The sequence below is a fragment of the Bradyrhizobium sp. JYMT SZCCT0180 genome (assembly GCF_018130165.1).
In the GTDB taxonomy this organism is placed as follows: Bacteria; Pseudomonadota; Alphaproteobacteria; order Rhizobiales; family Xanthobacteraceae; genus Bradyrhizobium.
Genome location: NZ_JAFCLZ010000004.1, coordinates 1 through 22,183 on the forward strand (window position 1 = coordinate 1; position 22,183 = coordinate 22,183).

Genomic DNA, 22,183 nt, shown 5'->3' on the forward strand with positions numbered 1-22,183 from the left:
TTCACCGCTGCCCTGTATGCTCGTGTGCAGCTTTTTTAGTGCAAATCGCACACGAGACCGCGGGTGCAGCGCGCACCCGGTCTTTCCTGCGCCCTCTCGATAAGAGGGCAAGGAATTTCTGGCAAAGCTCGGGCGTAATGCGTCGCGAGATCGCGGCTACATATTCAGTTGTCATCACCCGCGAAAGCGGGTGATCCAGTATCCCAGAGACGCCAATGATTGAATCGAGAAGCCGCGGCGTACTGGGTCACCCGCCTTCGCGGGCGACGACATCGGTGGGTGGGGCCCGCACCGCCGCCCTTCTCCCCCAAAATCCACTCAAAATCGACGCTGGCGCCGATGGTTAATCGCGTCTTAACCTCGCCGTATCTATGGTGGTTTGATCCGCTGCCGGTCGCTCCGTCCGTCCCCCGACCGCAATTGAAAGTGTTGGCGTTTTAGACATGGCAATGACCGCCTCTTCCGGCGTGGCGCAGGGCGCCGGCAGTGTCCCCGCTGCCGGTCAGGCCGACCGTTCGCCGTTTCTGCGGACCGCCGAGCTTCTGGCTCCCTATCAACCCGGTAAGCCATTGATCGCGTTATCGTTAGGCGAACCGCAGCATCCTGTCCCGAGCTTTGTCGGGCCGGTGCTGGCCCAGCACATCGCCGATTTCGGCCGTTACCCGATCGCCAAGGGCATCGACTCGTTCCGCCGGGCGGTCGCAAACTGGCTCTCGGGCCGGTTCCAGCTGCGCCGGGCAATGGATCCCGAGAGCGAAATTCTGGTGCTGAACGGCAGCCGCGAAGGCCTGTTCTTCGCCGCGATCACCGCCGCGCGCTATGTCGGCCCGCGCAAGGGCAGGCCGGCGATCCTGATGCCGAACCCGTTCTATCCGGCCTATGGCGCCGGCGCGCGCGCCGCCAATTGCGAACCGATCTATCTGCCGACCACGCTCGCCAACGGCTTTCTGCCGGATCTCGATGCGCTCGATGAGGCGACGCTGGCGCGCACGGTTGCGATGTTCATCGCCTCGCCCGCCAATCCGCAAGGGTCCGTCGCCTCGCGCGACTACTTCACCCGTCTGGTGCAACTCGCCGATCGCTACGGCTTCATGATCCTGAGCGACGAGTGTTATTCGGAAATCTACACCAAACAGGCGCCGGGCAGCGTGCTCGAATGCGCAGGATCCGATTTCAGCAACGTCGTGGCGTTTCAATCGCTGTCGAAGCGCTCGAACCTGCCGGGCATGCGCGTCGGCTTTGCGGCCGGCGACAAGAAATTTCTCAGCGTCTTTCACGAACTGCGCAACGTCGCCGCCCCGCAGGTGCCGGTGCCGCTGCAGCACGTCGCGGTCGCCGCCTATAGCGACGAGGCGCATGTCGAGGAAAACCGCCGGCTCTATCGCATCAAGTTCGATCTCGCCGATCAGATCCTCGGCAATCGCTACGGCTATGCCAGACCCGCCGGCGGCTTCTGCGTCTGGCTCGATGTATCGGACCGCGGCGGCGACGAGGCTGCGACGGTGCAGCTCTATCGCGATGCCGGCGTGCGCGTGATCCCCGGAACCTATCTGTCGCGTCCGCAAAACGACGGCAGCAATCCCGGCGCCGGCTATATCCGCCTGGCGCTGGTATCGGACAGTGAATCAACGGCCGAGGCGTTGCACCGCCTGGTCGAAACTTTGGCTTAATCGCAGGGCCCCATGAGCATGCCAGCGATCGAACGTGTCATTCCCCTGGTCGGCCATCTGCCGGCCTCGATCCGCGACGCGCTGGCGCGGCGCCTGCGGGAGGTCGCAGGCCTGTGCCTGATCGCGATCTCCGGCGTCGCTGCCGCCGCGCTGATGACGTGGTCGGTGCAGGATCCGAGTTTAAGCCACGCGACCTCGCGTGCGATCCGCAACGTTCTCGGCTATCCCGGCGCGATCGGCGCCGATCTGTTGATGCAGATTCTCGGGCTTGGCGCGATCATGCTGATCCTGCCCGTCGCGGTGTGGGGCTGGCGCATGCTGACCCATCGCACCTTCGACCGCGAAGCGTTGCGCCTGGCCTGCTGGATCCTCTGCACCATCATTGCGGCAGGCTTTGCCAGCTGCTGGCCGAACGGCGGCGCATGGCCGCTGCCGACCGGGCTTGGCGGCGTTGTCGGTGATGCGCTGGTGCGTGCGCCGGCCGTAATCTTCGGGCCCGCCGGTTTCATCTACCGCCTAGTGCTCGGCATCATCCTGTTCGCGGCGATGTGCGCCACCTTCCTGTTTGCGAGCGGCTGGGGTTCGCGTCCGCGCGACGACGAGGAGCTGACACCGATCGAGGACGACGACGCGCCGTTCGAGGAAGTGCGCGATCGCAGTTCGGTCTCGCTCGGCTGGGTCTATCATGCCCTGATGAGCGCCAAGGCCCGGCTCGGCTGGCTGATGTCGACGGCCTACCGTTCGCTGGTCGCAAGCGCGCCGCAGCCCCGTACCGCCTCGTTCGAACGGCAGGAGCCCAGTCTCGGCGGCCGCCCGGCGCCATCGATTGCCCCGCAGGCCGAGGAAGAATACGAGCACGAGGAAGAGGAAGAAGACGAGGAAGAGGAAGCCCCCGTCGCCCGCGCCCCGCGCAAGAAGGCAGCAGCGCCAAAAGCATCGACACGCAAAGACAAGTTCGAGCTGCCCGCGGTCTCGATGCTCACGGCACCAAAAGCCTCCGATCGCCAGCCGCTCAGCAAGAGCGAACTGGAAGCCAATTCGCGCGCGCTGGAAGGCGTGCTCGGCGACTTCGGCGTCCGCGGCGAGATCGTCAAGGCCAATCCTGGCCCGGTCGTGACGCTGTACGAACTCGAGCCCGCGCCCGGCATCAAATCCTCGCGCGTCATCGGCCTCGCCGACGACATCGCCCGCTCGATGAGCGCGCTGTCGGCACGCGTCGCCGTGGTGGCCGGCCGCAACGCCATCGGCATCGAATTGCCGAACGCGCACCGCGAAAAGGTCTATCTGCGCGAGCTGCTGTCGCTCAAAGACGAGTCGCACGCCAAGCTGCCGCTCTGCCTCGGCAAGAACATCGGCGGCGAATCCATCATCATCGACCTGGCGCGCACGCCGCATATGCTGATCGCCGGCACCACCGGCTCCGGTAAATCGGTCGCCATCAACACCATGATCCTCAGCCTGGTCTACCGGCTGCGGCCGGATCAGTGCCGGCTGATCATGGTCGATCCCAAAATGCTCGAACTCTCCGTCTATGACGGCATCCCGCATCTGCTGACGCCTGTGGTGACCGACCCGAAGAAGGCCGTGGTCGCGCTGAAATGGGCGGTCCGCGAGATGGAAGAGCGCTACAAGAAGATGTCCAAGCTCGGTGTCCGCAACATCGACGGCTACAACCAGCGTCTGGTCGAAGCCAAGGGCAAGGGCGAGGAGCTGACGCGCACGGTGCACACCGGCTTCGACAAGGAAAGCGGCAAGGCGATCTACGAGGACGAAAAGCTCGACCTCGAACCGCTGCCCTACATCGTAATCATCGTCGACGAAATGGCCGACCTGATGATGGTCGCCGGCAAGGATATCGAAGGCGCGGTGCAGCGGCTGGCGCAGATGGCGCGCGCCGCGGGCCTGCACGTGATCCTCGCCACGCAGCGTCCGTCGGTCGACGTCATCACCGGCACCATCAAGGCGAACTTCCCGACCCGCATCGCGTTTCAGGTCACGTCGAAAATCGACAGCCGCACCATCCTCGGCGAAATGGGCGCCGAGCAACTGCTCGGCCAGGGCGACATGCTCTATATGGCCGGCGGCGGACGCATCAGCCGCGTGCACGGCCCGTTTGCTTCCGACGAGGAAGTCGAAAAGGTCGTGCGCCATCTCAAGACGCAGGGCCAGCCTGAATATCTCGAGGCCGTTACGGCGGAAGAACCTGCCGAAGGCGAGGACGGCGCGGTATTCGATTCCACCGGCATGGGCGGTGACGGCGGCGGCGACCTGTTCCAGCAGGCCGTGGCGATCGTCAAGCGCGACCGCAAGGCCTCGACCTCCTACATTCAACGCCGGCTGCAAATCGGCTACAACCGCGCGGCGTCATTGATGGAGCGGATGGAACTCGAAGGCATCGTCGGCCAGGCCAACCACGCCGGCAAACGCGAAATTCTGGTCGAGGAAGAAGAGAGCGGTTTCTAGAGCGATTTCAAGCGATTGGGCCCACTAACGAACTGAATTTGGCGTAATAATTCTCACGGAAAAACGATATCTCCTTTGGTCGAAAGCGCGATAAAACCACCGGCAGTGGGACGATCCGTTGAATAGAGATTCGAAATACCTGATGACACACTACTTTACCCATCGCGGCATCCGTTACGGACTGGCGCTTGTGATCGCCACGTCCGTTGCCGGCGCAGCGACATCAGGCTTTTCGCAGAACGTTCCGGTCCCAAAGCCCGCACCCAAGACCCGCGACGGCGGCGTGCAGCTGAGCGCGCAGGATTCGCAAAAAGGTCCGGCGACGACAGGTGCGACCCAGGCGCCGCCGAAGGCGGGGGCGATGCAAGCGCCGCCGAACCCGTTCATTCCCGATCCAAATCGCAACGTGCCCGCCAATATTTTCGCGACCTTCGATGCCAACCAGAAGGCGCAGGCCGCCAGGGTGAGTTCGTATCTGTCGTCGCTGCAGACACTGGTCGGAAATTTCGTCCAGGTCGGGCCGGACGGCAGCAAGACCAAGGGCGACTTCGTGATCCAGAAGCCGGGCAAGGTGCGCTTCGAGTATGACGCGCCGAGCCAGATCGCGATCGTTGCCGACGGATCATCGCTCGCGGTGCGCGACAAGAAGCTCGCGACCCAGGACATCTATCCGTTGTCGCAGACGCCGCTCCGGTTCCTGCTGTCGGACCGTATCGATCTGTTGAAGGATACCAACGTCGTCAGCGTCACCGCCGATGACGTCTTCATCAGCGTCACCATCGAGGAGAAGCAGGCGCTGATCGGCACCAGCCGGTTGATGCTGATGGTCGGCACCAAGGACGGCCAGCTCAAGCAATGGACCGTGACCGACCCGCAGGGCTACGACACCACGGTCGCGGTCTATAATCTGGATACGTCGAAGAAAGTCGATCCCGGCCTGTTCAAGATCGATTTCACCAATTATTCGGTGCCGCCAGGCTAGCTCAGACCTCATCCTGAGGAGCGCGCCTCTTGCGCGCGTCTCGAAGGATGGCCCCACACTCAACTCATCCTTCGAGACGCGGCCAAGTGGCCGCTCCAGGATGAGGATGTCTTTCCGATCAGGCCCTGATACATCAGCCCGCATGCGTTTTTCCCTGACCACGTGGAATATCAACTCGGTGCGCCTGCGCATCGACATCGTCGCCAAATTCCTCAAATCGGTGCGGCCTGATGTCCTCTGCCTGCAGGAGACCAAATGCATCGACGGTGCCTTCCCGCTGAAGCGCTTCAAGCGCCTCGGCTATGAGCATGTCGCGCTGAACGGGCAGAAGGGCTATCACGGCGTCGCCATCGTCTCGAAACTGCCGTTCGAGACCAAGGATATCCGCACCTTCTGCGACAACATCGATTCGCGGCACATCTCGGTGGCGTTCGGCGAAAAGGCCCAGCTCGCAAAGCCGCTGGTGCTGCATAATTTCTACGTGCCCGCCGGCGGCGACATCCCCGATCCCGCGCTCAATCCGAAGTTCGATCACAAGCTGAAATTTCTCGACGAGATGAAAGCCTGCGAACCACTGCATCCCCGCGGCGACGACCGGCATATCCTGGTCGGCGACCTCAACGTGGCGCCGCATGAGAACGACGTGTGGTCGCACAAGCAGCTGTTGAAGGTGGTCTCGCACACCCCGATCGAATGCGAAAAACTGCTGGCGGCGCAGACCCATGGCGAATGGTTCGACGTCGCGCGCGAGCGCATCCCGATGTCGGAGAAGGTCTACACGTGGTGGAGCTACCGCGCCGCCGACTGGACCGTCGGCGACCGCGGCCGCAGGCTCGATCACATCTGGGTTTCGCGGGCGCTGAAGGATGGCATCAGCGATTTCCGCATCACCCGCGATGCCCGCGGCTGGGAGCGGCCGTCGGATCACGTGCCGGTTACGGTGACGCTGGAGGTGTGATTGCGATCAGGTGCTAAGCTTGGCGCCGGCCATCAATATATCGCTGGCAAGCTGGCTGGTGCGGGTGGCGAGTTCGTCGCGCAGCGCCCGCGCAGCGGCAGGGTCGCTCTCGAGCACGCGCTGAAACAGGCTGCGCGACACCCGGATCACGGTGGAATTTTCGATCGCAATCGCACTCGACGGCCGCTTCATCGCCACGATCAGCGCCAGCTCACCGATCAGGGCGCCGGGGCCTGCGATAACTTCAGCGCCGCCGTCCTCGACCCGGAACGCACCGCGCTGCACGATATAGCCCGCATCCGCCTCGTCGCCGGCGTTGAACAATTGGTCGCCGCGGCCGAATTCGCGTTGCTCCGAGCCGATCGCCAGCATGCGCAGCGCCGTCGTTCCCAACAGGCGCAGTGTCGGGACGCGCTCGAGCAGAGCTACATCATCTTCGATCGACATACGGAACCGGTGATGCCCAGGGAGGTACGATTCGTCGGCCGAATCGTATCACGGCACCAGCTTGTAGCCACCGGCTTCCGTGACCAGGATCTCCGGATTGGCGGCGTCCTTCTCGATCTTCTGCCGCAGCCGGTAGATGTGGGTTTCCAGGGTGTGGGTGGTGACACCCGAATTATAGCCCCAGACTTCCTGCAGCAGCGTCTCGCGGGACACCGGCATCTGGCCGGCCCGGTACAGGAAGCGCAGGATCGCGGTTTCCTTCTCGGTCAGCCGCACCTTCCGGGCGTTGGCGCCGGTCAGCATCTTGGAGCCAGGCCGGAAGCTGTAGGGCCCGACCGAGAACACCGCGTCCTCGCTGGCCTCGTGCTGGCGCAGTTGCGCCCGGATCCGGGCCAGCAGCACGGCGAACCGGAACGGTTTTGCCACGTAGTCATTGGCGCCGGATTCAAGGCCCAAAATGGTATCCGAATCGGTGTCGTGGCCGGTCAGCATGATGATCGGCGCCTTGAAGCCCCCCTTGCGCAGGGAGCGGACCACTTCGCGGCCGTCGGTATCGGGCAGGCCGACATCCATCAGCACCAGATCTGGGGAATTGGCCTTGGCGGCGCTGGCGCCCTTGGCCCCGGTATCGACCGCGGAGGCTTCGAACTCCTCATGCAGTGATAATTGCTCAACCAGCGTGTCGCGCAGATCGGTATCGTCATCCACGATCAGGATCTTGCGGGCATTGGCCATAGGTACGATCCTCTAGAGGCAGGCGGCGGACACAAATGGGAGCGTCTCAAGCCGGTCTTGGTCGGTTGGTCGATGACGAAACTGGTTCGCGGGCGAACCTCGGTCATCGGGTACGGAATCAGGTAGGAGATTGTTACAATTTCACAAGGCGAACCGCAGTGTATCCCAGATTCGAGAGGCTGTTGGATGAATGTCCTGTAATGGGCGTCAAATAGAGCAATTGCGGCCGGGGACGCAACCCCAGGATTTGGACGTTTGGCATGGGAAACACCAATTTTTCAATCACTTATGAGACAGAAGCGCGTGATCGGCCGCTCTCGGCGATCAGGGTTCACCGCGCCGCCGGCGACCCGCGCCGGGGCTGGCTGACGGCGGACGGCTGGACCGTCCCGGTGGCACTTGGCCGCGGCGGCATCCTCGCCAACAAGCGCGAAGGCGATGGCGGCACCCCGCGGGGCACCTACCGGCCGCTGCAATTATGGTGGCGCGCCGACCGCCACTCGCGCCCGCCAACCTTTCTGCCGGTCCGGCCAATCCGGCCCGAGGACGGCTGGTGCGAAGACCCCAAGGACCGCCATTACAACCAGCCGATACGGCTCATGCGCGAGGAGGCCGGCGACCGCCTCACGCGCGACGATCACCTCTATGACTTCATCGTCGAGATCGATCACAACAGCGCGCCGCGTATTGCCGGCCGCGGCAGCGCGGTGTTCCTGCATCTGGCGCGCACGAATTTTTCCGCGACGGCAGGCTGCGTTTCAATGACAAAGTCTGCGATGCTGCGGTTGCTGCGGCGGATGGGGCCGCAAACCAAAATCATTATTGGATGAACTTCATTTCAGGGATGCGGGGATCATGCAGGACAGACATCAGATTGCGTCTGCATCGCAGACGTTGCACGACCATTGGCGCGCCGGCACCAAGCTTGACGCGCTCGAGGCCCGGCTGCGGCCACAGGACCGCATCGAGGCATATGCGATCCAGGCCGCGATCGAAAGATTTTCGACGGCCCATCTGTTCGGCTGGAAGATCGCGGCCACCAGCGAGGCCGGGCAGAAGCACATCAATGTCGACGGTCCGATGGCCGGACGCATTCTCGCCGAGACCGTGATATCAGACGGCGGCACGGCGTCGATGGCCGGCAACGAAATGCGCGTTGCCGAGCCGGAATTTGCGTTTCGCATGCGCTACGATCTGCCGTCGCGATCGACGCCCTACACGGTGAGCCAGGTGCTCGATGCCGTGGACACGCTGCATCCGGCGATCGAGATTCCGGATTCGCGCTTTTCGGATTTCGTCAGCGCCGGTGACGCCCAGATCATCGCCGACAACGCCTGCGCGCATTTGTTCGTGCTCGGCCCGGCCACGACGGCGGACTGGCGCGCGCGCGATCTGGTCGAGGAACGGCCTGTCACCACGCTACGCGGCCAGCAATTCGTCGGTCACGGCAAGAACGTGCTGGGCGATCCCCGGCTGGCACTGACCTGGCTCGCCAACGAATTGCGCCAGCTGGGCGTGACGCTGAAGGCGGGCCGGGTCGTCACCACAGGCACCTGCCATCCGCCGCTGCCGATCCAGGCTGGCGATTTCTGCGCGGTTGATTTCGGGGTGCTGGGGAAAGTGTCGGTGGGGTTCGAGTAGGCGGCGCTCGTCATTGCGAGGAGCGCAGCGACGAAGCAATCCATCCCTCCGCAGAAAGTAAAGAGTGGATTGCTTCGTCGCTGCGCTCCTCGCAATGACGAAAGGATAGATCGCGCGGCCTACCGATGCCCGAAAATCGCCGAGCCGACGCGGATATGTGTGGCGCCGAACTGGATCGCGATCGCAAAATCGGCGCTCATGCCCATCGACAGATTCTTCAAGCCGTTGCGCGCGGCGATCTTGGCGGTCAGTGCGAAATGCGGTGCCGGTGCCTGGTCGACCGGTGGAATGCACATCAATCCGGAAATCGGCAGGCCATATTTCTCCCGGCAGCTCGCGATGAACGCATCGGCCTCGCCAGGCGGGACGCCGGCCTTCTGCGGCTCCTCGCCGGTGTTGAGCTGGACGAACAATTCCGGCTGCTTTTTCTGGGAATTGATTTCCTTGGCTAACGCTTCGCAAATGCTCGGGCGGTCGACAGAATGAATGGCGTCGAACAGCGCCACGGCCTCTTTCGCCTTGTTGGATTGCAGCGGCCCGATCAGATGCAGCGTTAGCCCTTGGTAAGCGGACATTAACCCAGGCCATTTCGCTTTGGCTTCCTGCACGCGATTCTCGCCGAATACGCGCTGTCCGGCGTCGATAATGGGCGAAATCGCCGACGCGTCGAACGTCTTGGACACCGCGATCAATTGTACCGTCGCCCGATCGCGGCGCGCTTCCTTGCAAGCCCGCGCGATATCCTGCTCCACCGTAGCAAGACCGCTAGGTAAAGGTTCTGTTAGCGAGCTGGTCGTCGGAGGCGTCATGTCGATTGTGGCTCGTACATTTACGGCATTTCCTTGGATTTTACCAAGTTCGGGAAGGGCTTTTTGAACCCTTCGCTTTACCCTGCCACGCGGGGTGGGGAACAGGATGTCTAGCGTTATTTTCAACCGCAACAGAGTGAAACTCAAGAAGCTTCTGGGGATCCGGACGCGGCTGGTGCTGCTGGCGTTGATCCTGGTGGCGCCCTTGATGCTGGAACGCGTCCGTTCGCTCGAGCATACCCGCTCCAAGCAAATCGCCCTTGCCACCGAAGAATTCCTCAACATCGCCCAGCACAGCGCCGATACCCAGCGCGAAGTCGTCTCCTCCGTCGAGACGATGCTCAAATCGGCGGCCTATATCCGCGCCTCCAGCGGCATCGGACGCAGTTGCGAAATCCTGCGCGCCAGCCTGCCGAGCAACCTGCCCTGGATCCGCAGCATCATGATCGCGTCCAAGGACGGCCTCGTGCAGTGCTCGACCTTGAACATTCAGGTCGGACTGCAAATCGGCGACCGCGAATATTTCAAGAAGGCGCAGGCAAGCCGCGATTTCGTTTTCAGCGACTATCTGTTCGGCAAGACAAACGGTCGGCCGATGATGATGGCGGCCTATCCGGTGGCTGCCATCAATCCCGAGGAAGATGCCGTCGTCGTTGCCGGCATCAATATCGACTGGCTGTCGAAGATCATGACCAATCTCGGCGGGCGACCGGGAATTTCGTCGTTGCTGGTCGACAGCGCCGGCGTTGTCCTCGCTGCGCCTACCGATCAGACCAGCATGATAGGCCGGCCGCTGGATTCGGTGCCGCTGATGTCCGCCGCGGCGGAGAAGGCCTTGAGCTCCGACGCACCGACCGGCTCGCTTTCATTCACCGCATCCGACGGCTCGAATCGCACGATCAGTTTCTCCCGCATTTCCGGAACGCAATCCCGCCTGATCGTCAGCATCGACGAAACCAGGGTGACCGAAGCGATCAATCGCGAGATTCGCAACGCCTATCTTCAATTGGGATTTGTCTGCCTGTTCGTGCTGCTGGGCGCGCTGATCGGCGCGGAAAAGCTGATCATCAACCCGATCGAGGTGATGACCGGCATGGCCAAGCGATTCGGCGAAGGCGACCGGTCGGCGCGTGTCGCACGCAGCAAGCTGCCCGCTGAATTCATGCCGCTGGCGCGCGCCTTCAACGCGATGGCCGCCCAGCTCAGCCAACGCGAGCGCGAGCTCCTTGCCAACAACGACCGCCTCACCGTGATCGCATCGATCGACATGTTGTCCGGCCTTGCCAACCGCCGCGGCTTTCAGAGCCGTCTGGATTTCGAGTGGATGAAGGCGCAGCAATACAACAGCCAATTGTCGCTGCTGATGATCGATGTCGATCACTTCAAGCTCTACAACGACACCTATGGCCACCCCGAGGGCGACGCCTGCCTGACCAGGCTCGGCGAAACGCTGGCCGGTATCGCCGCCGACACCATGGGCTTCGCCGGCCGCTATGGCGGCGAGGAATTCTGCCTGCTGCTGCCGAACACCGATTCGCTGAAGGCACTGGCGATCGGCGAGATGGTGCGCACCGCGGTGCTGGACCTGAAAATACCGCACCACACCAGCGGCCATCACACCGTCACCGTGAGCATCGGTGTGGCCGGCGCGCTGCCGAACGACACGCAGCGCCCGGGCGACCTGATCGAGGCGGCCGATGCCGCCCTCTACGCCGCCAAACACCGCGGCCGCAACACCGTGGTCGAGCACGGCTTTGCGCGGATGGTGGATCAGGCCGGAATGGCGCTGGCGGGTTAGCGATCTCGGGTCTCGGACCCAGCGGTACATCGCAAGGGCCCAGGCACAAAATTGCGAAAACAACCCCATGCAAAGAAAGGATGTGCTTGGACTCGCAGCACTTTTGCTGTTTGCGTCGAGAGCACGGGAAGGACCGTCGTCACGGCCCAACTGAACGCTAGGCCGTTGCCCGCTGCTCAGGCACCAGTTCGGCCTCGGTGACGACCCGGTTGCGGCCGGTTTTCTTGGCCTGATAGAGGGCGCGGTCGCAACGCTCAATCAGGTCGGACATCGATTCGCCGCCCTGAAACTGGGCTACTCCGATAGAGATGGTGATGCCGGGCAGCGCTTCGCCGGTCGAGCGGCGGGAGATGTGGCATTCGGCGACCAGGCGCCGGATGCGTTCGGCAATCGTGGCGGCCGTCGTCAGGCCGGCGTTCGGCAGGATGACGATCAGCTCCTCGCCGCCGTAGCGCGCCGGCAGATCGATGTCCCGCACGGCCTCGCGCAACACCCTCGCCATCAGGCGCAGCACCTGGTCGCCGACCCCGTGGCCGAACTCGTCGTTGAAGCGCTTGAAGTGATCGATATCGATCAGAAGCGCACTCACGGGATCGTCCTGTTCCATCGCCGCGAGCTGAGCCTTGCGGAAAAACTCCTCCAGCGCCCGGCGGTTCGGCAGGCCGGTCAGCGTGTCGGTCTTGGCCCGCTCCTCGGACTTGACCAGGGAATCGCGGATCGTCGCCAGTTCGCGTGATTTCTCGACAAAGCCGACTTCGAGCTTGGTGGCGCGCGTCGTCGCCTTGGCGAGTTCGCCCATCAGACTCTCGATCAGCTGCTTGGGATCGACGCCAGCCTCGGTGCGCTCGGTAACATCGTTGATGGCAGCCATCTGCGTGCGGTTGTCGGCAATCGCCGTGGTCAGGAACTGCTTGGCCGACGCCATCACCGAATGCAGTTGCTGGGAGACTTCATAGGCCACCGCCTCGTCGGTGGCTTTCGACCCGATATAGCTCTCATAGATCTCGCGATTGGTCTGGGCGTCGAACTTGCGCTTGTTGCCGATCAGGATATCGATCGCGCGCTTGAGCACCGGCGGCGTGCCGAGCGTATAATTGAACCAGACATGGAAATTGTTCGGCGTCGGCGGCACGCGATGCTCGGCCATTGAGCGAATGGCCGTTTCAGCGACCGACGTCGCGTACTCGAAATCGAGCTCGTCGAATCCCGCGGTCACGGCTCTGATGGCTTCCTACCGGTGAATTGGTGCTCTTTTCATAGGCAGGTTCCCATGAATTCGTTAAATGCCCATCAACCGGCCCGCCGGAATGCGGCTCCAGCCGCCCCAAGGGGGCCTGCCGACCTGCGCCAACCCGTTGACCCCGCAACCGCTTTTGTGGCCTAGTCCGCCGTCTTTTAGACGGCCCCGAATCCATAAAAGCCCAGCGATTCCATGACCTCCGAACGCTATAACGCCCGTGACTCCGAGCCGCGCTGGCAACGCCAGTGGGACCAGAAGGCGATCTTCGCCTCCAAAAACGACGATTCCCGGCCGAAATACTACGTCCTCGAGATGTTCCCCTACCCGTCCGGGCGCATCCATATCGGGCATGTCCGCAACTACACGCTGGGCGACGTGCTGGCGCGGTTCATGCGCGCCAAGGGGTTCAACGTGCTGCACCCGATGGGCTGGGACGCGTTCGGGCTGCCGGCCGAGAACGCCGCGATCGAGCGCAAGGTCGCGCCCAAGGCCTGGACCTACGACAACATCGCCGCGATGAAGAAGCAGCTGCAGTCGATCGGACTGTCGCTCGACTGGAGCCGGGAATTCGCGACCTGCGACCCCAGCTATTACAAGCATCAGCAGAAGATGTTTCTCGACATGCTGCGCGCCGGGCTCGCCGAGCGCGAGAAGCGCAAGCTGAACTGGGACCCGGTCGACATGACCGTGCTCGCCAACGAGCAGGTGATCGACGGCCGCGGCTGGCGTTCCGGCGCCGTGGTCGAACAGCGCGAGATGAGCCAGTGGGTCTTCAAGATCACGAAATACTCGCAGGAACTGCTGGACGCCCTGGATGGGCTGGACCGCTGGCCCGACAAGGTGCGGCTGATGCAGCGCAACTGGATCGGCCGCTCCGAGGGCCTGCTGGTGCGCTTCGCGTTGGATCCGGCAACGACGCCGGCCGGCGAGAGCGAGCTGAAGATTTTCACGACGCGGCCCGACACGCTGTTCGGCGCCAAGTTCATGGCGATCGCGGCCGACCATCCGCTGGCGATCGCAGCTGCGGCGAAAAATCCAAAACTCGCGGAGTTCATCGCCGAGGTCAAACGCATCGGCACCGCCCAGGAAATCATCGACACCGCCGAGAAGCAGGGTTTCGACACCGGGATCCGCGCGGTGCATCCGTTCGACCCGAACTGGAAGCTGCCGGTCTATGTCGCCAACTTCGTGCTGATGGAATACGGCACCGGCGCCATCTTCGGCTGCCCCGGGCATGACCAGCGCGACCTCGATTTCGTCAATAAATACGCGCTCGGCGTCACGCCCGTCGTGTGTCCGGAAGGCCAGGACCCGAAGACGTTCGTGATCACGGACACCGCCTATGACGGTGACGGCCGCATGATCAATTCGCGCTTCCTCGACGGCATGACCATCGAGCAGGCCAAGGAAGAGATCGCAAAGCGGCTGGAAAGTGAACTGCGCGGCAACATGCCGGTGGCTGAGCGGCAGGTGAACTTCCGCCTGCGCGACTGGGGCATTTCTCGTCAGCGCTATTGGGGCTGCCCGATCCCTGTCATCCACTGCCCGAAATGCGACGTGGTGCCGGTTCCGGACATCGACCTGCCGGTGGTGCTGCCGGAGGACGTGACCTTCGACAAGCCCGGCAACGCGCTCGACCATCATCCGACCTGGAAGCACGTCACCTGCCCGAAATGCGGTGGCAAGGCCCAGCGCGAAACCGACACCATGGACACGTTTGTCGACTCGTCCTGGTACTTTGCGCGCTTCACCGATCCCTGGAACGAGAACGCGCCGACCACGCCTGATGTGGTGAATCGGATGTTGCCGATCGACCAGTATATCGGCGGTGTCGAGCACGCGATCTTGCATCTGCTGTACAGCCGCTTCTTCACCCGCGCGATGAAAGCGACCGGCCACATCGCCATGGACGAGCCGTTCGCCGGCATGTTCACGCAGGGCATGGTGGTGCACGAGACTTACCAGAAGGCCGACGGCTCTTACGTCACGCCCGCCGAAGTGAAGGTCGAGACCGGCGGCAACGGCAAGCGCGCCCTGCTGCTGACGACGGGTGAAGAGGTCGCCATCGGCGCGATCGAGAAGATGTCGAAGTCGAAGAAGAACACTGTCGACCCCGACGACATCATCGCCACCTACGGCGCCGACGTCGCGCGCTGGTTCATGCTGTCGGACTCACCGCCCGATCGCGACGTGATCTGGAGCGACGAGCGCGTGCAGGGCGCCTCGCGCTTCGTGCAGCGGCTGTGGCGGCTGGTCAACGAATCGGCCGAGATCGCCAAGGAGGCCCCAGCCGCCCGGCCGGCCTCGTTCGGTGACGACGCGCTGGGCCTGCGCAAGGCGGCCCATGGCGCGCTGGACAAGGTCTCGAACGGCATCGAGCGGCTGCATTTCAACGTCTGCCTCGCCCATATCCGCGAATTCACCAATGCGCTGGCCGAGCTGCTGGGGCGCGAGGGGCAGCCGGCGCCGGATCTGGCCTGGTCAGTCCGGGAGGCCGCGGTCATCCTTGTTCAACTGTTCGCGCCCATGATGCCCCATCTGGCCGAGGAGTGCTGGACGGTATTGGGCCAATCCGGGCTGATTTCGGAGGCCAATTGGCCCCAAATCGAACGCGATTTGCTGGTTGAAGACACGGTGACGCTGGTGGTTCAGGTCAATGGCAAAAAACGGGGTGATGTAACCGTGCCACGGGGCGCCCAAAATCTGGAAATTGAGGCTGCCGTTCTGGCCCTTGATGCGGTAAAACTGGCCTTGGGCGGCAAGGCCGTCCGCAAGGTGATTGTTGTTCCCATGAGGATCGTGAATGTCGTTGGCTAGGACCCGGATCGCCGCTCGGCTGCTGGCGGTTGTCGCTCTGGCGGCGCTGACGGCCGGCTGCTTTCAGCCGATGTATGCCGAACGCACCGACGGCTTGCCCGGCCTGCGCGAAAAGCTGATGGGCGTGGAAATCCCGCCCGTCGACAAGAACAACGCCTCCCGCGAGGCCCGCGTCCAGGTCGAAATCCGCAACCAGCTGGCGTTCAAGCTTTATGGCAATGCGACCGGCATGCCGCCGACCCATCGGCTGGTGCTGCGGTTCTCCACCAGCCGCTCGTCGCTGATCCTCGATCCGACCACCGCGCTGCCGTCGAGCGAGAATTACGGCATCGACGCGCAGTACAATTTGATCGATCTGGCGACGAACAAGTCTGTCATGACCGGCACGACCTTCTCCCGCGTGTCCTATGACATCCCGGGCCAGATGCAGCGTTTCGCCCGTGCCCGCGCCTTCCGCGACGCCGAGGATCGCTCCGCCAACGAGATCGCCGAGAACATCCAGACCCGGCTGGCGTCGTTCTTCGTCGCCGGCACCTGATCTCTCCACACACTCGACGTCATCCTGAGGTGCGCGCACTTGCGCGCCTCGAAGGATGGCCACATCATCGCTCACAATCATCCTTCGAGGCTCGCCGAAGTGGCTCGCACCTCAGGATGACGCAGCTCGGATTGGTCGAAATTCAATGGTCGCGCTTCGCGGAAAAGAAATCGACGCTTTTCTCGCTCGGCCTGATTCCGGCCGTCCCATCATTCTGCTGTACGGTCCGGACGCCGGCCTGGTGCGTGAACGCGCCGACGCATTGCTGGCGTCCGCCGTCGACGATCCCAACGATCCATTCTCAATGGTGCGGCTGGACGGCGACGAATTGTCGGCCGAACCGTCGCGGCTGGTCGATGAAGCGATGACGGTGCCGCTGTTCGGCGGCCGCCGCGCCATCCGCGTGCGTGCCGGCTCACGCAGTTTTGCCGGCGGTATCGACACGCTGGCGGAGATGCCGCTCAGGGATTGCCGCATCGTGATTGAGGCCGGCGAACTCCGGCCGGAATCGCCGCTGCGCAAGGCCTGCGAGCGCGCCAAGACCGCGGTCGCGATCGCCTGCTATCCCGACACCGAACGCGACCTCGCCAAGCTGATCGATGACGAATTGCGGCCCTCCAACCTGCGCATCGCGCCCGACGCCCGCGCCGTGTTGACCGCACTGCTCGGCGGCGACCGGCAAGCCTCGCGCAACGAATTGCGCAAGCTCGCGCTCTACGCCCACGGCCAGGGCGAGGTGTCGATCGACGACGTGATGGCGGTGGTCGCTGACGCCTCCGAGCTGAAGCTCGATCCGATCGTCGACGGCGCGTTTGCGGGAAAGCCTGATCTGGTCGAAAGCGAATTCGCCAAAGCCATGATCGCCGGCACCTATCCCGGCGTGATCATTTCGGCAGCCCAACGCCAGGCCGCATGGCTGCACAAATCGGCGCTAGCCGTGGCCGAAGGCACGCCGGTCTCGACGTTGCTGGAGAGCGGGTATCCGCGACTGCATTTTTCGCGCAAGGGCGCGGTTGAAGTTGCGCTGCGGAATTTCAGCGCCGCGCGGCTGGTCGCGATTATCGACCAGCTCGCGACCGCCGCATTCGACATGCGCAAACAGGCCACGCTGGCAGCCGCCATCGCGCAGCGCGCGCTGCTGTCGATCGCGGCGAATGCGAAGCGGCGGGGATGAGTGCGGGTGGTCTCTCGCTCCCTCGCCCCGCGCTTGCGGGGTCGAGACGAGCTATGCTCGCTCTTAGAGGGTTGGGGTGAGGGGCACTTCTATCCGCGAACACTGATATCGTTGAGAGTCCTGTACCCCCTCACCCGGCGCTACGCGCCGACCTCTCCCCGCAAGCGGGGCGAGGTTGGGAAACGTCAACCGCCCTTCGCGAGCCGCCGCATTACTTCGTCGAGTTGTTCGAGGTTGCGGTAGCTGATCTGGACGCTGCCGCCGGGATCGCGGTGGCTGACGGTCACACTCAAACCCAGCGCGTCGCTGACGCGTTTCTCCAACGCGATCGTATCGGGGTCCTTGGTCTTGCCGCCGCTGCTGCGGGCTTTCTGCGGCTTGCGTTCCGGCACGCCCTCTTCATGCGCCAGCGCCTCGGCCTGGCGGACGTTGAGGCCTTCGGCGACGATACGCTTTGCGGAGGCAAGCGGATCCGGCACGCCGATCAGCGCGCGGGCGTGGCCGGCGGACAGTTCACCCGTGGAGATGAGAGCCTGCACCTCTGCCGGCAGCTTCGTCAGCCGCATCATGTTGGCGACATGGCTGCGGCTCTTGCCGACTTCCTTGGCGATCTCTTCCTGGCTGCGTTTGAATTCTTCCGCGAGCGCGTGATAGCCCTGCGCCTCTTCCATCGCATTGAGGTCTTCGCGCTGCACGTTCTCGATGATCATGATCTCGAGCGCGTCGCTGTCGCTGACCTCGATCGGCACGATCGGAACTTCATGCAGCCCGGCCAGCTGCGAGGCGCGCCAGCGGCGTTCGCCGGCAATGATCTCGTAGCGATCATTGGCGCCCTTCACCGGACGCACCACGATCGGCTGGATCACGCCATGCTGCTTGACGGAAGCCGCGAGCTCACCGAGTTCGGCATCGGCAAATGTCCGGCGCGGGTTGCGCGGATTTGCCTTTAGAAATTCAATCGGCACCTTGCGCTGATTGCGCGGACGCTCGACGTGCGCGGCCTCGCCGCCGACATCGCCGATCAGACTTGCAAGACCGCGGCCCAGTCGCGAACGCGCTTCGTCGGCCATCGCCAGCTCCCTTGGATTCACGCAGCATACTCCGGAATTAGAATTTCACTTTCAGATCGTAGGGTGGGCAAAGCGAAGCGTGCCCACCGAGATGCTACGACGTGGAATGGTGGGCACGGCGAAGACGCCTTTGCCCACCCTACAATTCGGTCAATGCGTTCGCAGCTCACGCTCGCGCTGGATCACTTCGGTTGCCAGTTTGAGATACGCATCGCTGCCGACGCATTTGAGATCGTAAACCAGGACCGGCTTGCCGTAGGACGGCGCCTCGGAGATGCGCACGTTGCGCGGGATCATGGTGTTGTAGACCTTGGCGCCCATGAACTGCCGGACGTCGGCGACGACCTGGTTCGACAAATTGTTGCGCGAGTCGAACATGGTCAGCACGATGCCGTGGATCGACAGGTTCGGATTCAACGTCGAGCGCACCTGCTCTACGGTCTGCAGCAATTGCGACAGACCTTCGAGCGCGAAGAACTCACATTGCAGCGGCACCAGGATCGCGTCGGACGCCGCCATCGCGTTGACGGTGAGGAGGTTGAGCGACGGCGGGCAATCGATCAGCACATAGGTGTAATCGGATCCGGGCGCTGCATCGTTGTTCAGCGCCGCGATGGCGTCGCGCAGGCGGAAGGCGCGGCCGGGCGTCGTACCCAGTTCGAGTTCAAGGCCCGACAGATCCATCGTTGAAGCCGCGATATGCAGACGCGGCACGGCGGTCACCACGACTGCTTCGCGCAGCGGGGCTTCGCCGATCAAGACGTCATAGGTCGAGCAGTTGCGGTTGCGGCGATCGATGCCCAGGCCGGTGGAGGCGTTGCCCTGGGGATCGAGGTCGACGATCAGCACCCGCTCGCCAATCGCAGCGAGTGCGGTGCCAAGATTGATCGCGGTGGTAGTTTTGCCGACGCCGCCTTTCTGGTTGGCGAGCGACAAAATACGCGGATGGCCAGCCGGTGCGGTCGCCCTATCCTCTTGATATACCTCATCAATCACGTTCGTACCCCAGTGCCCAATGCGGCCTGATTGCGTCGCTCGATACGATCGAGTTCGACGATCCAGCCGTGTCCGCCCGTGCGGCTGGAATGAAGTTGCGGCTTAATATTCCAATATTTAGTGGCTTCGGTCAATTCAGCCTCTACATCTTGGCCCTTTAGAAATAACGCTTTTGCGCCCTTTCCTACCAGCGGTTCCGCGAAACCGATGAGCTGATGTAACGGAGCCAGCGCCCGCGCAGTGACGCAATCGACAGGCCCGGCGATTCTATCCACGATATCCCCGATGTCAGCGAGATGCACGGTCCCGGCCGCCGAAGTCACACGAATTGCTTCGCGCAGGAACGCTGCTTTCTTGGCGTTGCGTTCGACCAGTTGAATGTTGGCGCCCGGTGTTTCCGCCAAAGCGCAGGCCAGGACCACGCCGGGAAAGCCACCGCCACTACCGAGATCGACCCACCTGGTCGCGCTCGGGGCCAGGCTCAAGAGCTGCAGCGAGTCGGCGATATGGCGGGTCCAGAGATGTGGAAGCGTCGACGGCGCCACCAGGTTTGTTTTCGCCTGCCATTCCCGTAGCAGGTCGACATAGCGATCCAGCCGCTCCTCTGTTTCACGTGAAACGGGGGTGAGGGCGAGGGCGGCGGCTTTGTCGGTGGTCGTCATTGATTTCTGTCGATTGGGCGCATGGCGATTCGCTTGGATCCCGTCGGGCTAAAGCTGTCATTGCAAGCGAGGCGAAGCAATCCACCTCGCGAAGGGACGGGGCCCATCCTTCGAGACGGCCGCTTCGCGGCCTCCTCAGGATGAGGTGTGAGACCCTCATGGTGAGGAGCGCGGAACCGCGCGTCTCGAACCATGCGGCCCCCCGTTTCACGTGAAACGTTTTACGCCGGCGCCTTCGAAGTCTTCCGCCGGGCTTCGCGCCGCAGATAGGCCGCCAGGATGCCGAGTGCGGCCGGGGTCAATCCATCCAGCCGACCCGCCTGCCCCACGGTCCGCGGCCGCGCCGCCTCAAGCTTTGAGCGCGCTTCATTCGAGAGACCGGGCACATCGGAATAATCGATGTCGGTCAGAACCAGGCCCTCGTCGCGCCGGAAGGCGTCGACGTCGGCGGTCTGGCGCTTCAGATAGACGTCGTACTTGGCATCGATCTCAAGGTGGACGGCGATCGCTGGGTCAATGGCTGATAGATCGGGCCAGATACCCTGCAGTGCGGACCATTCGATCTCAGGATAGGCGAGAAGCTCAAACGCCGAGCGGCGATGGCCATCCCGGTTCAGCGCCAGGCCGTGCTTGCCGGCTTCGTTGGGAGTGATCGTCAGCGACTTGGCTAGCGACTTCGCGGCTTCGAGCGCGGTCATCTTGGCGCCGTGGCGCTGCGAACGCGCCTGCCCTACGCAACCCAAGGCGATCCCCTTGTCGGTCAGCCGCTGGTCCGCATTGTCCGCCCGCAGCGTCAGGCGATACTCCGCCCGCGAAGTAAACATGCGATAGGGCTCGGATATCCCGCGGGTCACGAGATCATCGATCATCACGCCGAGGTAGCCGTCGGCACGGTCGAACACCACCGCATCGCCGCCGCTGGCGGACAGTGCCGCATTGAGTCCCGCAACAATTCCCTGTGCCGCGGCCTCTTCATAGCCGGTGGTGCCGTTGATCTGCCCGGCCAGGAACAGTCCCGGCAGCCGCTTGGCCTGCAGAGTTGGCTCCAACTCCCGGGGATCGACATGGTCGTATTCGATCGCATAGCCCGGACGGACCATCCTGACCCGCTCAAGACCGGGAATGGTCGAGAGGATCGCAAGCTGGACCTCTTCCGGAAGCGAGGTCGAGATGCCGTTGGGATAGACGGTGGTGTCGTCCAGGCCTTCCGGCTCCAGGAAGATCTGATGGCCGTCGCGGTCGCCAAAGCGGACGATCTTGTCCTCGATGGAGGGGCAATAGCGCGGACCGCTGCTCTTGATCTGGCCGGAGTACATCGGCGAGCGATGTACATTGGCCCGGATCACCTCATGGGTCGCCGGCGTGGTGCGGGTGATCCCGCATTCGATCTGTGGGGTCGTAATCCGGTCGGTCATCACCGAGAACGGCTCCGGCGGATCGTCGCCGGGCTGCATCTCGACCGCGGACCAGTCGATGGTCGTACCATCCAGCCGCGGCGGCGTACCGGTCTTGAGACGGCCGAGCTTGAAGCCGGCCCGCTCGAAGGAAGCCGAAAGTCCCATCGCCGGCGCCTCGCCGACCCGGCCCGCCGGCCAGTTCTTTTCGCCGAGATGGATCAGACCACGGAGGAAGGTCCCGGTGGTGATGACGACGGCACCGCAGCCAAGTTGGCGACCATCGCCGAGACGAATGCCGGTGACACGCCCGTTGGAAACGATCAGCTCGTCCGCCTCGCCTTCGACCACGCTCAGATTGGCGGTCTCGATGATCGCCGCCTGCATCGCGGCCGCATAGAGTTTGCGGTCAGCCTGGGCCCGCGGCCCCCGGACCGCCGGACCCTTGCGGCGGTTCAGCATCCGAAACTGGATCCCGCCGGCATCAGCGACCCGGCCCATCAGACCATCGAGGGCGTCGACTTCACGGACCAGATGACCCTTGCCCAGGCCACCGATGGCGGGGTTGCAGGACATCGCGCCGACCGTCGCGAAACTGTGGGTCACCAGCGCGGTCCTTGCGCCCATCCGGGCAGCGGCGCTCGCGGCCTCGCAGCCGGCATGGCCGCCGCCGATGACAATGACGTCGAAGGAATCTGGGCGCGAAATCATGACGGACTTCTATCGCGGAGTCAGAAATCGCGGAAGCGGGAAGTTGCGGGAAATTGAAGGAATGGATCTGTTTCACGT

General features: G+C 63.4%; 18 protein-coding genes. 10 read left to right on the forward strand and 8 right to left on the reverse strand.

The window, feature by feature from the left end; all coding sequences use genetic code 11:
- The first annotated feature begins 443 nt into the window (after nucleotides 1-443).
- The 4 genes from JQ641_RS06920 to JQ641_RS06935 all read left to right on the forward strand — a co-directional run bounded on the left by JQ641_RS06920 (nucleotide 444) and on the right by JQ641_RS06935 (nucleotide 6,073).
- A complete protein-coding gene (locus JQ641_RS06920) occupies nucleotides 444-1,670 on the forward strand; it encodes an aminotransferase class I/II-fold pyridoxal phosphate-dependent enzyme (protein WP_211995279.1) in 1,227 nt (408 codons plus the stop codon).
- 12 nt (nucleotides 1,671-1,682) lie between these two features.
- The gene (locus JQ641_RS06925) at nucleotides 1,683-4,133 is read left to right on the forward strand and encodes a DNA translocase FtsK (RefSeq protein WP_211995280.1); all 2,451 of its coding nucleotides are present in this window, start codon (nucleotides 1,683-1,685) and stop codon (nucleotides 4,131-4,133) included.
- 142 nt (nucleotides 4,134-4,275) lie between these two features.
- On the forward strand, nucleotides 4,276-5,115 hold the full coding sequence (locus JQ641_RS06930; RefSeq protein WP_211995281.1) for an outer membrane lipoprotein carrier protein LolA: 840 nt from the start codon (nucleotides 4,276-4,278) through the stop codon (nucleotides 5,113-5,115).
- Nucleotides 5,116-5,257: 142 nt separating this feature from the next.
- A complete protein-coding gene (locus JQ641_RS06935) occupies nucleotides 5,258-6,073 on the forward strand; it encodes an exodeoxyribonuclease III (protein ID WP_211995282.1) in 816 nt (271 codons plus the stop codon).
- Between the two features lie 6 nt (nucleotides 6,074-6,079).
- Here JQ641_RS06935 and JQ641_RS06940 read toward each other — a convergent pair whose 3' ends face one another.
- A complete protein-coding gene (locus tag JQ641_RS06940) occupies nucleotides 6,080-6,520 on the reverse strand; it encodes a Crp/Fnr family transcriptional regulator (RefSeq protein ID WP_192740640.1) in 441 nt (146 codons plus the stop codon).
- 48 nt (nucleotides 6,521-6,568) lie between these two features.
- Nucleotides 6,569-7,255 (reverse strand): response regulator transcription factor, encoded by a 687-nt coding sequence (locus tag JQ641_RS06945; protein WP_044539278.1) that lies wholly within the window; start codon nucleotides 7,253-7,255, stop codon nucleotides 6,569-6,571.
- 260 nt (nucleotides 7,256-7,515) lie between these two features.
- Here JQ641_RS06945 and JQ641_RS06950 point away from each other — a divergent pair, with 260 nt between their 5' ends.
- The gene (locus tag JQ641_RS06950; RefSeq protein WP_211995283.1) at nucleotides 7,516-8,085 is read left to right on the forward strand and encodes a L,D-transpeptidase family protein; all 570 of its coding nucleotides are present in this window, start codon (nucleotides 7,516-7,518) and stop codon (nucleotides 8,083-8,085) included.
- A 25-nt stretch (nucleotides 8,086-8,110) separates the two neighbouring features.
- Nucleotides 8,111-8,896, forward strand: a complete 786-nt coding sequence (locus JQ641_RS06955) for a 2-keto-4-pentenoate hydratase (RefSeq protein WP_211995284.1) — start codon at nucleotides 8,111-8,113, stop codon at nucleotides 8,894-8,896.
- Nucleotides 8,897-9,015: 119 nt separating this feature from the next.
- Here JQ641_RS06955 and JQ641_RS06960 read toward each other — a convergent pair whose 3' ends face one another.
- Entirely contained in the window at nucleotides 9,016-9,705 is a 690-nt protein-coding gene (locus tag JQ641_RS06960) for a YggS family pyridoxal phosphate-dependent enzyme (RefSeq protein WP_211995285.1), read from the reverse strand.
- Nucleotides 9,706-9,811: 106 nt separating this feature from the next.
- On the opposite strand from JQ641_RS06960, the gene JQ641_RS06965 reads away from it, so the two are divergent.
- Nucleotides 9,812-11,503, forward strand: a complete 1,692-nt coding sequence (locus JQ641_RS06965; RefSeq protein ID WP_211995286.1) for a diguanylate cyclase domain-containing protein — start codon at nucleotides 9,812-9,814, stop codon at nucleotides 11,501-11,503.
- A 157-nt stretch (nucleotides 11,504-11,660) separates the two neighbouring features.
- Here the strand turns inward: JQ641_RS06965 and JQ641_RS06970 are convergent, their stop codons facing one another.
- The gene (locus JQ641_RS06970) at nucleotides 11,661-12,650 is read right to left on the reverse strand and encodes a GGDEF domain-containing protein (RefSeq protein WP_211995546.1); all 990 of its coding nucleotides are present in this window, start codon (nucleotides 12,648-12,650) and stop codon (nucleotides 11,661-11,663) included.
- A 285-nt stretch (nucleotides 12,651-12,935) separates the two neighbouring features.
- On the opposite strand from JQ641_RS06970, the gene leuS reads away from it, so the two are divergent.
- The 3 genes from leuS to holA all read left to right on the forward strand — a co-directional run bounded on the left by leuS (nucleotide 12,936) and on the right by holA (nucleotide 17,272).
- The gene (gene leuS, locus JQ641_RS06975; protein ID WP_211995287.1) at nucleotides 12,936-15,560 is read left to right on the forward strand and encodes a leucine--tRNA ligase; all 2,625 of its coding nucleotides are present in this window, start codon (nucleotides 12,936-12,938) and stop codon (nucleotides 15,558-15,560) included.
- Nucleotides 15,547-16,098, forward strand: a complete 552-nt coding sequence (locus JQ641_RS06980) for an LPS assembly lipoprotein LptE (protein ID WP_211995288.1) — start codon at nucleotides 15,547-15,549, stop codon at nucleotides 16,096-16,098. Before leuS ends, JQ641_RS06980 begins: the two co-directional genes overlap by 14 nt.
- Before the next feature lie 145 nt (nucleotides 16,099-16,243).
- Nucleotides 16,244-17,272, forward strand: a complete 1,029-nt coding sequence (holA, locus tag JQ641_RS06985) for a DNA polymerase III subunit delta (protein WP_211995289.1) — start codon at nucleotides 16,244-16,246, stop codon at nucleotides 17,270-17,272.
- Between the two features lie 185 nt (nucleotides 17,273-17,457).
- Here the strand turns inward: holA and JQ641_RS06990 are convergent, their stop codons facing one another.
- The 4 genes from JQ641_RS06990 to mnmG all read right to left on the reverse strand — a co-directional run bounded on the left by JQ641_RS06990 (nucleotide 17,458) and on the right by mnmG (nucleotide 22,105).
- The gene (locus JQ641_RS06990) at nucleotides 17,458-18,342 is read right to left on the reverse strand and encodes a ParB/RepB/Spo0J family partition protein (protein ID WP_211995290.1); all 885 of its coding nucleotides are present in this window, start codon (nucleotides 18,340-18,342) and stop codon (nucleotides 17,458-17,460) included.
- A 150-nt stretch (nucleotides 18,343-18,492) separates the two neighbouring features.
- The gene (locus JQ641_RS06995) at nucleotides 18,493-19,335 is read right to left on the reverse strand and encodes a ParA family protein (protein ID WP_211995547.1); all 843 of its coding nucleotides are present in this window, start codon (nucleotides 19,333-19,335) and stop codon (nucleotides 18,493-18,495) included.
- The gene (rsmG, locus tag JQ641_RS07000) at nucleotides 19,335-20,000 is read right to left on the reverse strand and encodes a 16S rRNA (guanine(527)-N(7))-methyltransferase RsmG (RefSeq protein ID WP_211995291.1); all 666 of its coding nucleotides are present in this window, start codon (nucleotides 19,998-20,000) and stop codon (nucleotides 19,335-19,337) included. Before rsmG ends, JQ641_RS06995 begins: the two co-directional genes overlap by 1 nt.
- A gap of 221 nt (nucleotides 20,001-20,221) precedes the next feature.
- The gene (gene mnmG, locus JQ641_RS07005) at nucleotides 20,222-22,105 is read right to left on the reverse strand and encodes a tRNA uridine-5-carboxymethylaminomethyl(34) synthesis enzyme MnmG (RefSeq protein ID WP_211995292.1); all 1,884 of its coding nucleotides are present in this window, start codon (nucleotides 22,103-22,105) and stop codon (nucleotides 20,222-20,224) included.
- Nucleotides 22,106-22,183: the final 78 nt, after the last annotated feature.

What these genes read in the sequence shown, in the direction of transcription:
- JQ641_RS06920 (WP_211995279.1), top strand. Translation starts at nt 444, where the DNA reads ATGGCAATGACCGCCTCTTCCGGCGTGGCGCAGGGCGCCGGCAGTGTC.
- JQ641_RS06925 (WP_211995280.1), top strand. Translation starts at nt 1,683, where the DNA reads ATGAGCATGCCAGCGATCGAACGTGTCATTCCCCTGGTCGGCCATCTG.
- JQ641_RS06930 (WP_211995281.1), top strand. Translation starts at nt 4,276, where the DNA reads ATGACACACTACTTTACCCATCGCGGCATCCGTTACGGACTGGCGCTT.
- JQ641_RS06935 (WP_211995282.1), top strand. Translation starts at nt 5,258, where the DNA reads ATGCGTTTTTCCCTGACCACGTGGAATATCAACTCGGTGCGCCTGCGC.
- JQ641_RS06940 (WP_192740640.1), bottom strand. Translation starts at nt 6,520, where the DNA reads ATGTCGATCGAAGATGATGTAGCTCTGCTCGAGCGCGTCCCGACACTG.
- JQ641_RS06945 (WP_044539278.1), bottom strand. Translation starts at nt 7,255, where the DNA reads ATGGCCAATGCCCGCAAGATCCTGATCGTGGATGACGATACCGATCTG.
- JQ641_RS06950 (WP_211995283.1), top strand. Translation starts at nt 7,516, where the DNA reads ATGGGAAACACCAATTTTTCAATCACTTATGAGACAGAAGCGCGTGAT.
- JQ641_RS06955 (WP_211995284.1), top strand. Translation starts at nt 8,111, where the DNA reads ATGCAGGACAGACATCAGATTGCGTCTGCATCGCAGACGTTGCACGAC.
- JQ641_RS06960 (WP_211995285.1), bottom strand. Translation starts at nt 9,705, where the DNA reads ATGACGCCTCCGACGACCAGCTCGCTAACAGAACCTTTACCTAGCGGT.
- JQ641_RS06965 (WP_211995286.1), top strand. Translation starts at nt 9,812, where the DNA reads ATGTCTAGCGTTATTTTCAACCGCAACAGAGTGAAACTCAAGAAGCTT.
- JQ641_RS06970 (WP_211995546.1), bottom strand. Translation starts at nt 12,650, where the DNA reads ATGGCCGAGCATCGCGTGCCGCCGACGCCGAACAATTTCCATGTCTGG.
- leuS (WP_211995287.1), top strand. Translation starts at nt 12,936, where the DNA reads ATGACCTCCGAACGCTATAACGCCCGTGACTCCGAGCCGCGCTGGCAA.
- JQ641_RS06980 (WP_211995288.1), top strand. Translation starts at nt 15,547, where the DNA reads ATGTCGTTGGCTAGGACCCGGATCGCCGCTCGGCTGCTGGCGGTTGTC.
- holA (WP_211995289.1), top strand. Translation starts at nt 16,244, where the DNA reads ATGGTCGCGCTTCGCGGAAAAGAAATCGACGCTTTTCTCGCTCGGCCT.
- JQ641_RS06990 (WP_211995290.1), bottom strand. Translation starts at nt 18,342, where the DNA reads ATGGCCGACGAAGCGCGTTCGCGACTGGGCCGCGGTCTTGCAAGTCTG.
- rsmG (WP_211995291.1), bottom strand. Translation starts at nt 20,000, where the DNA reads ATGACGACCACCGACAAAGCCGCCGCCCTCGCCCTCACCCCCGTTTCA.
- mnmG (WP_211995292.1), bottom strand. Translation starts at nt 22,105, where the DNA reads ATGATTTCGCGCCCAGATTCCTTCGACGTCATTGTCATCGGCGGCGGC.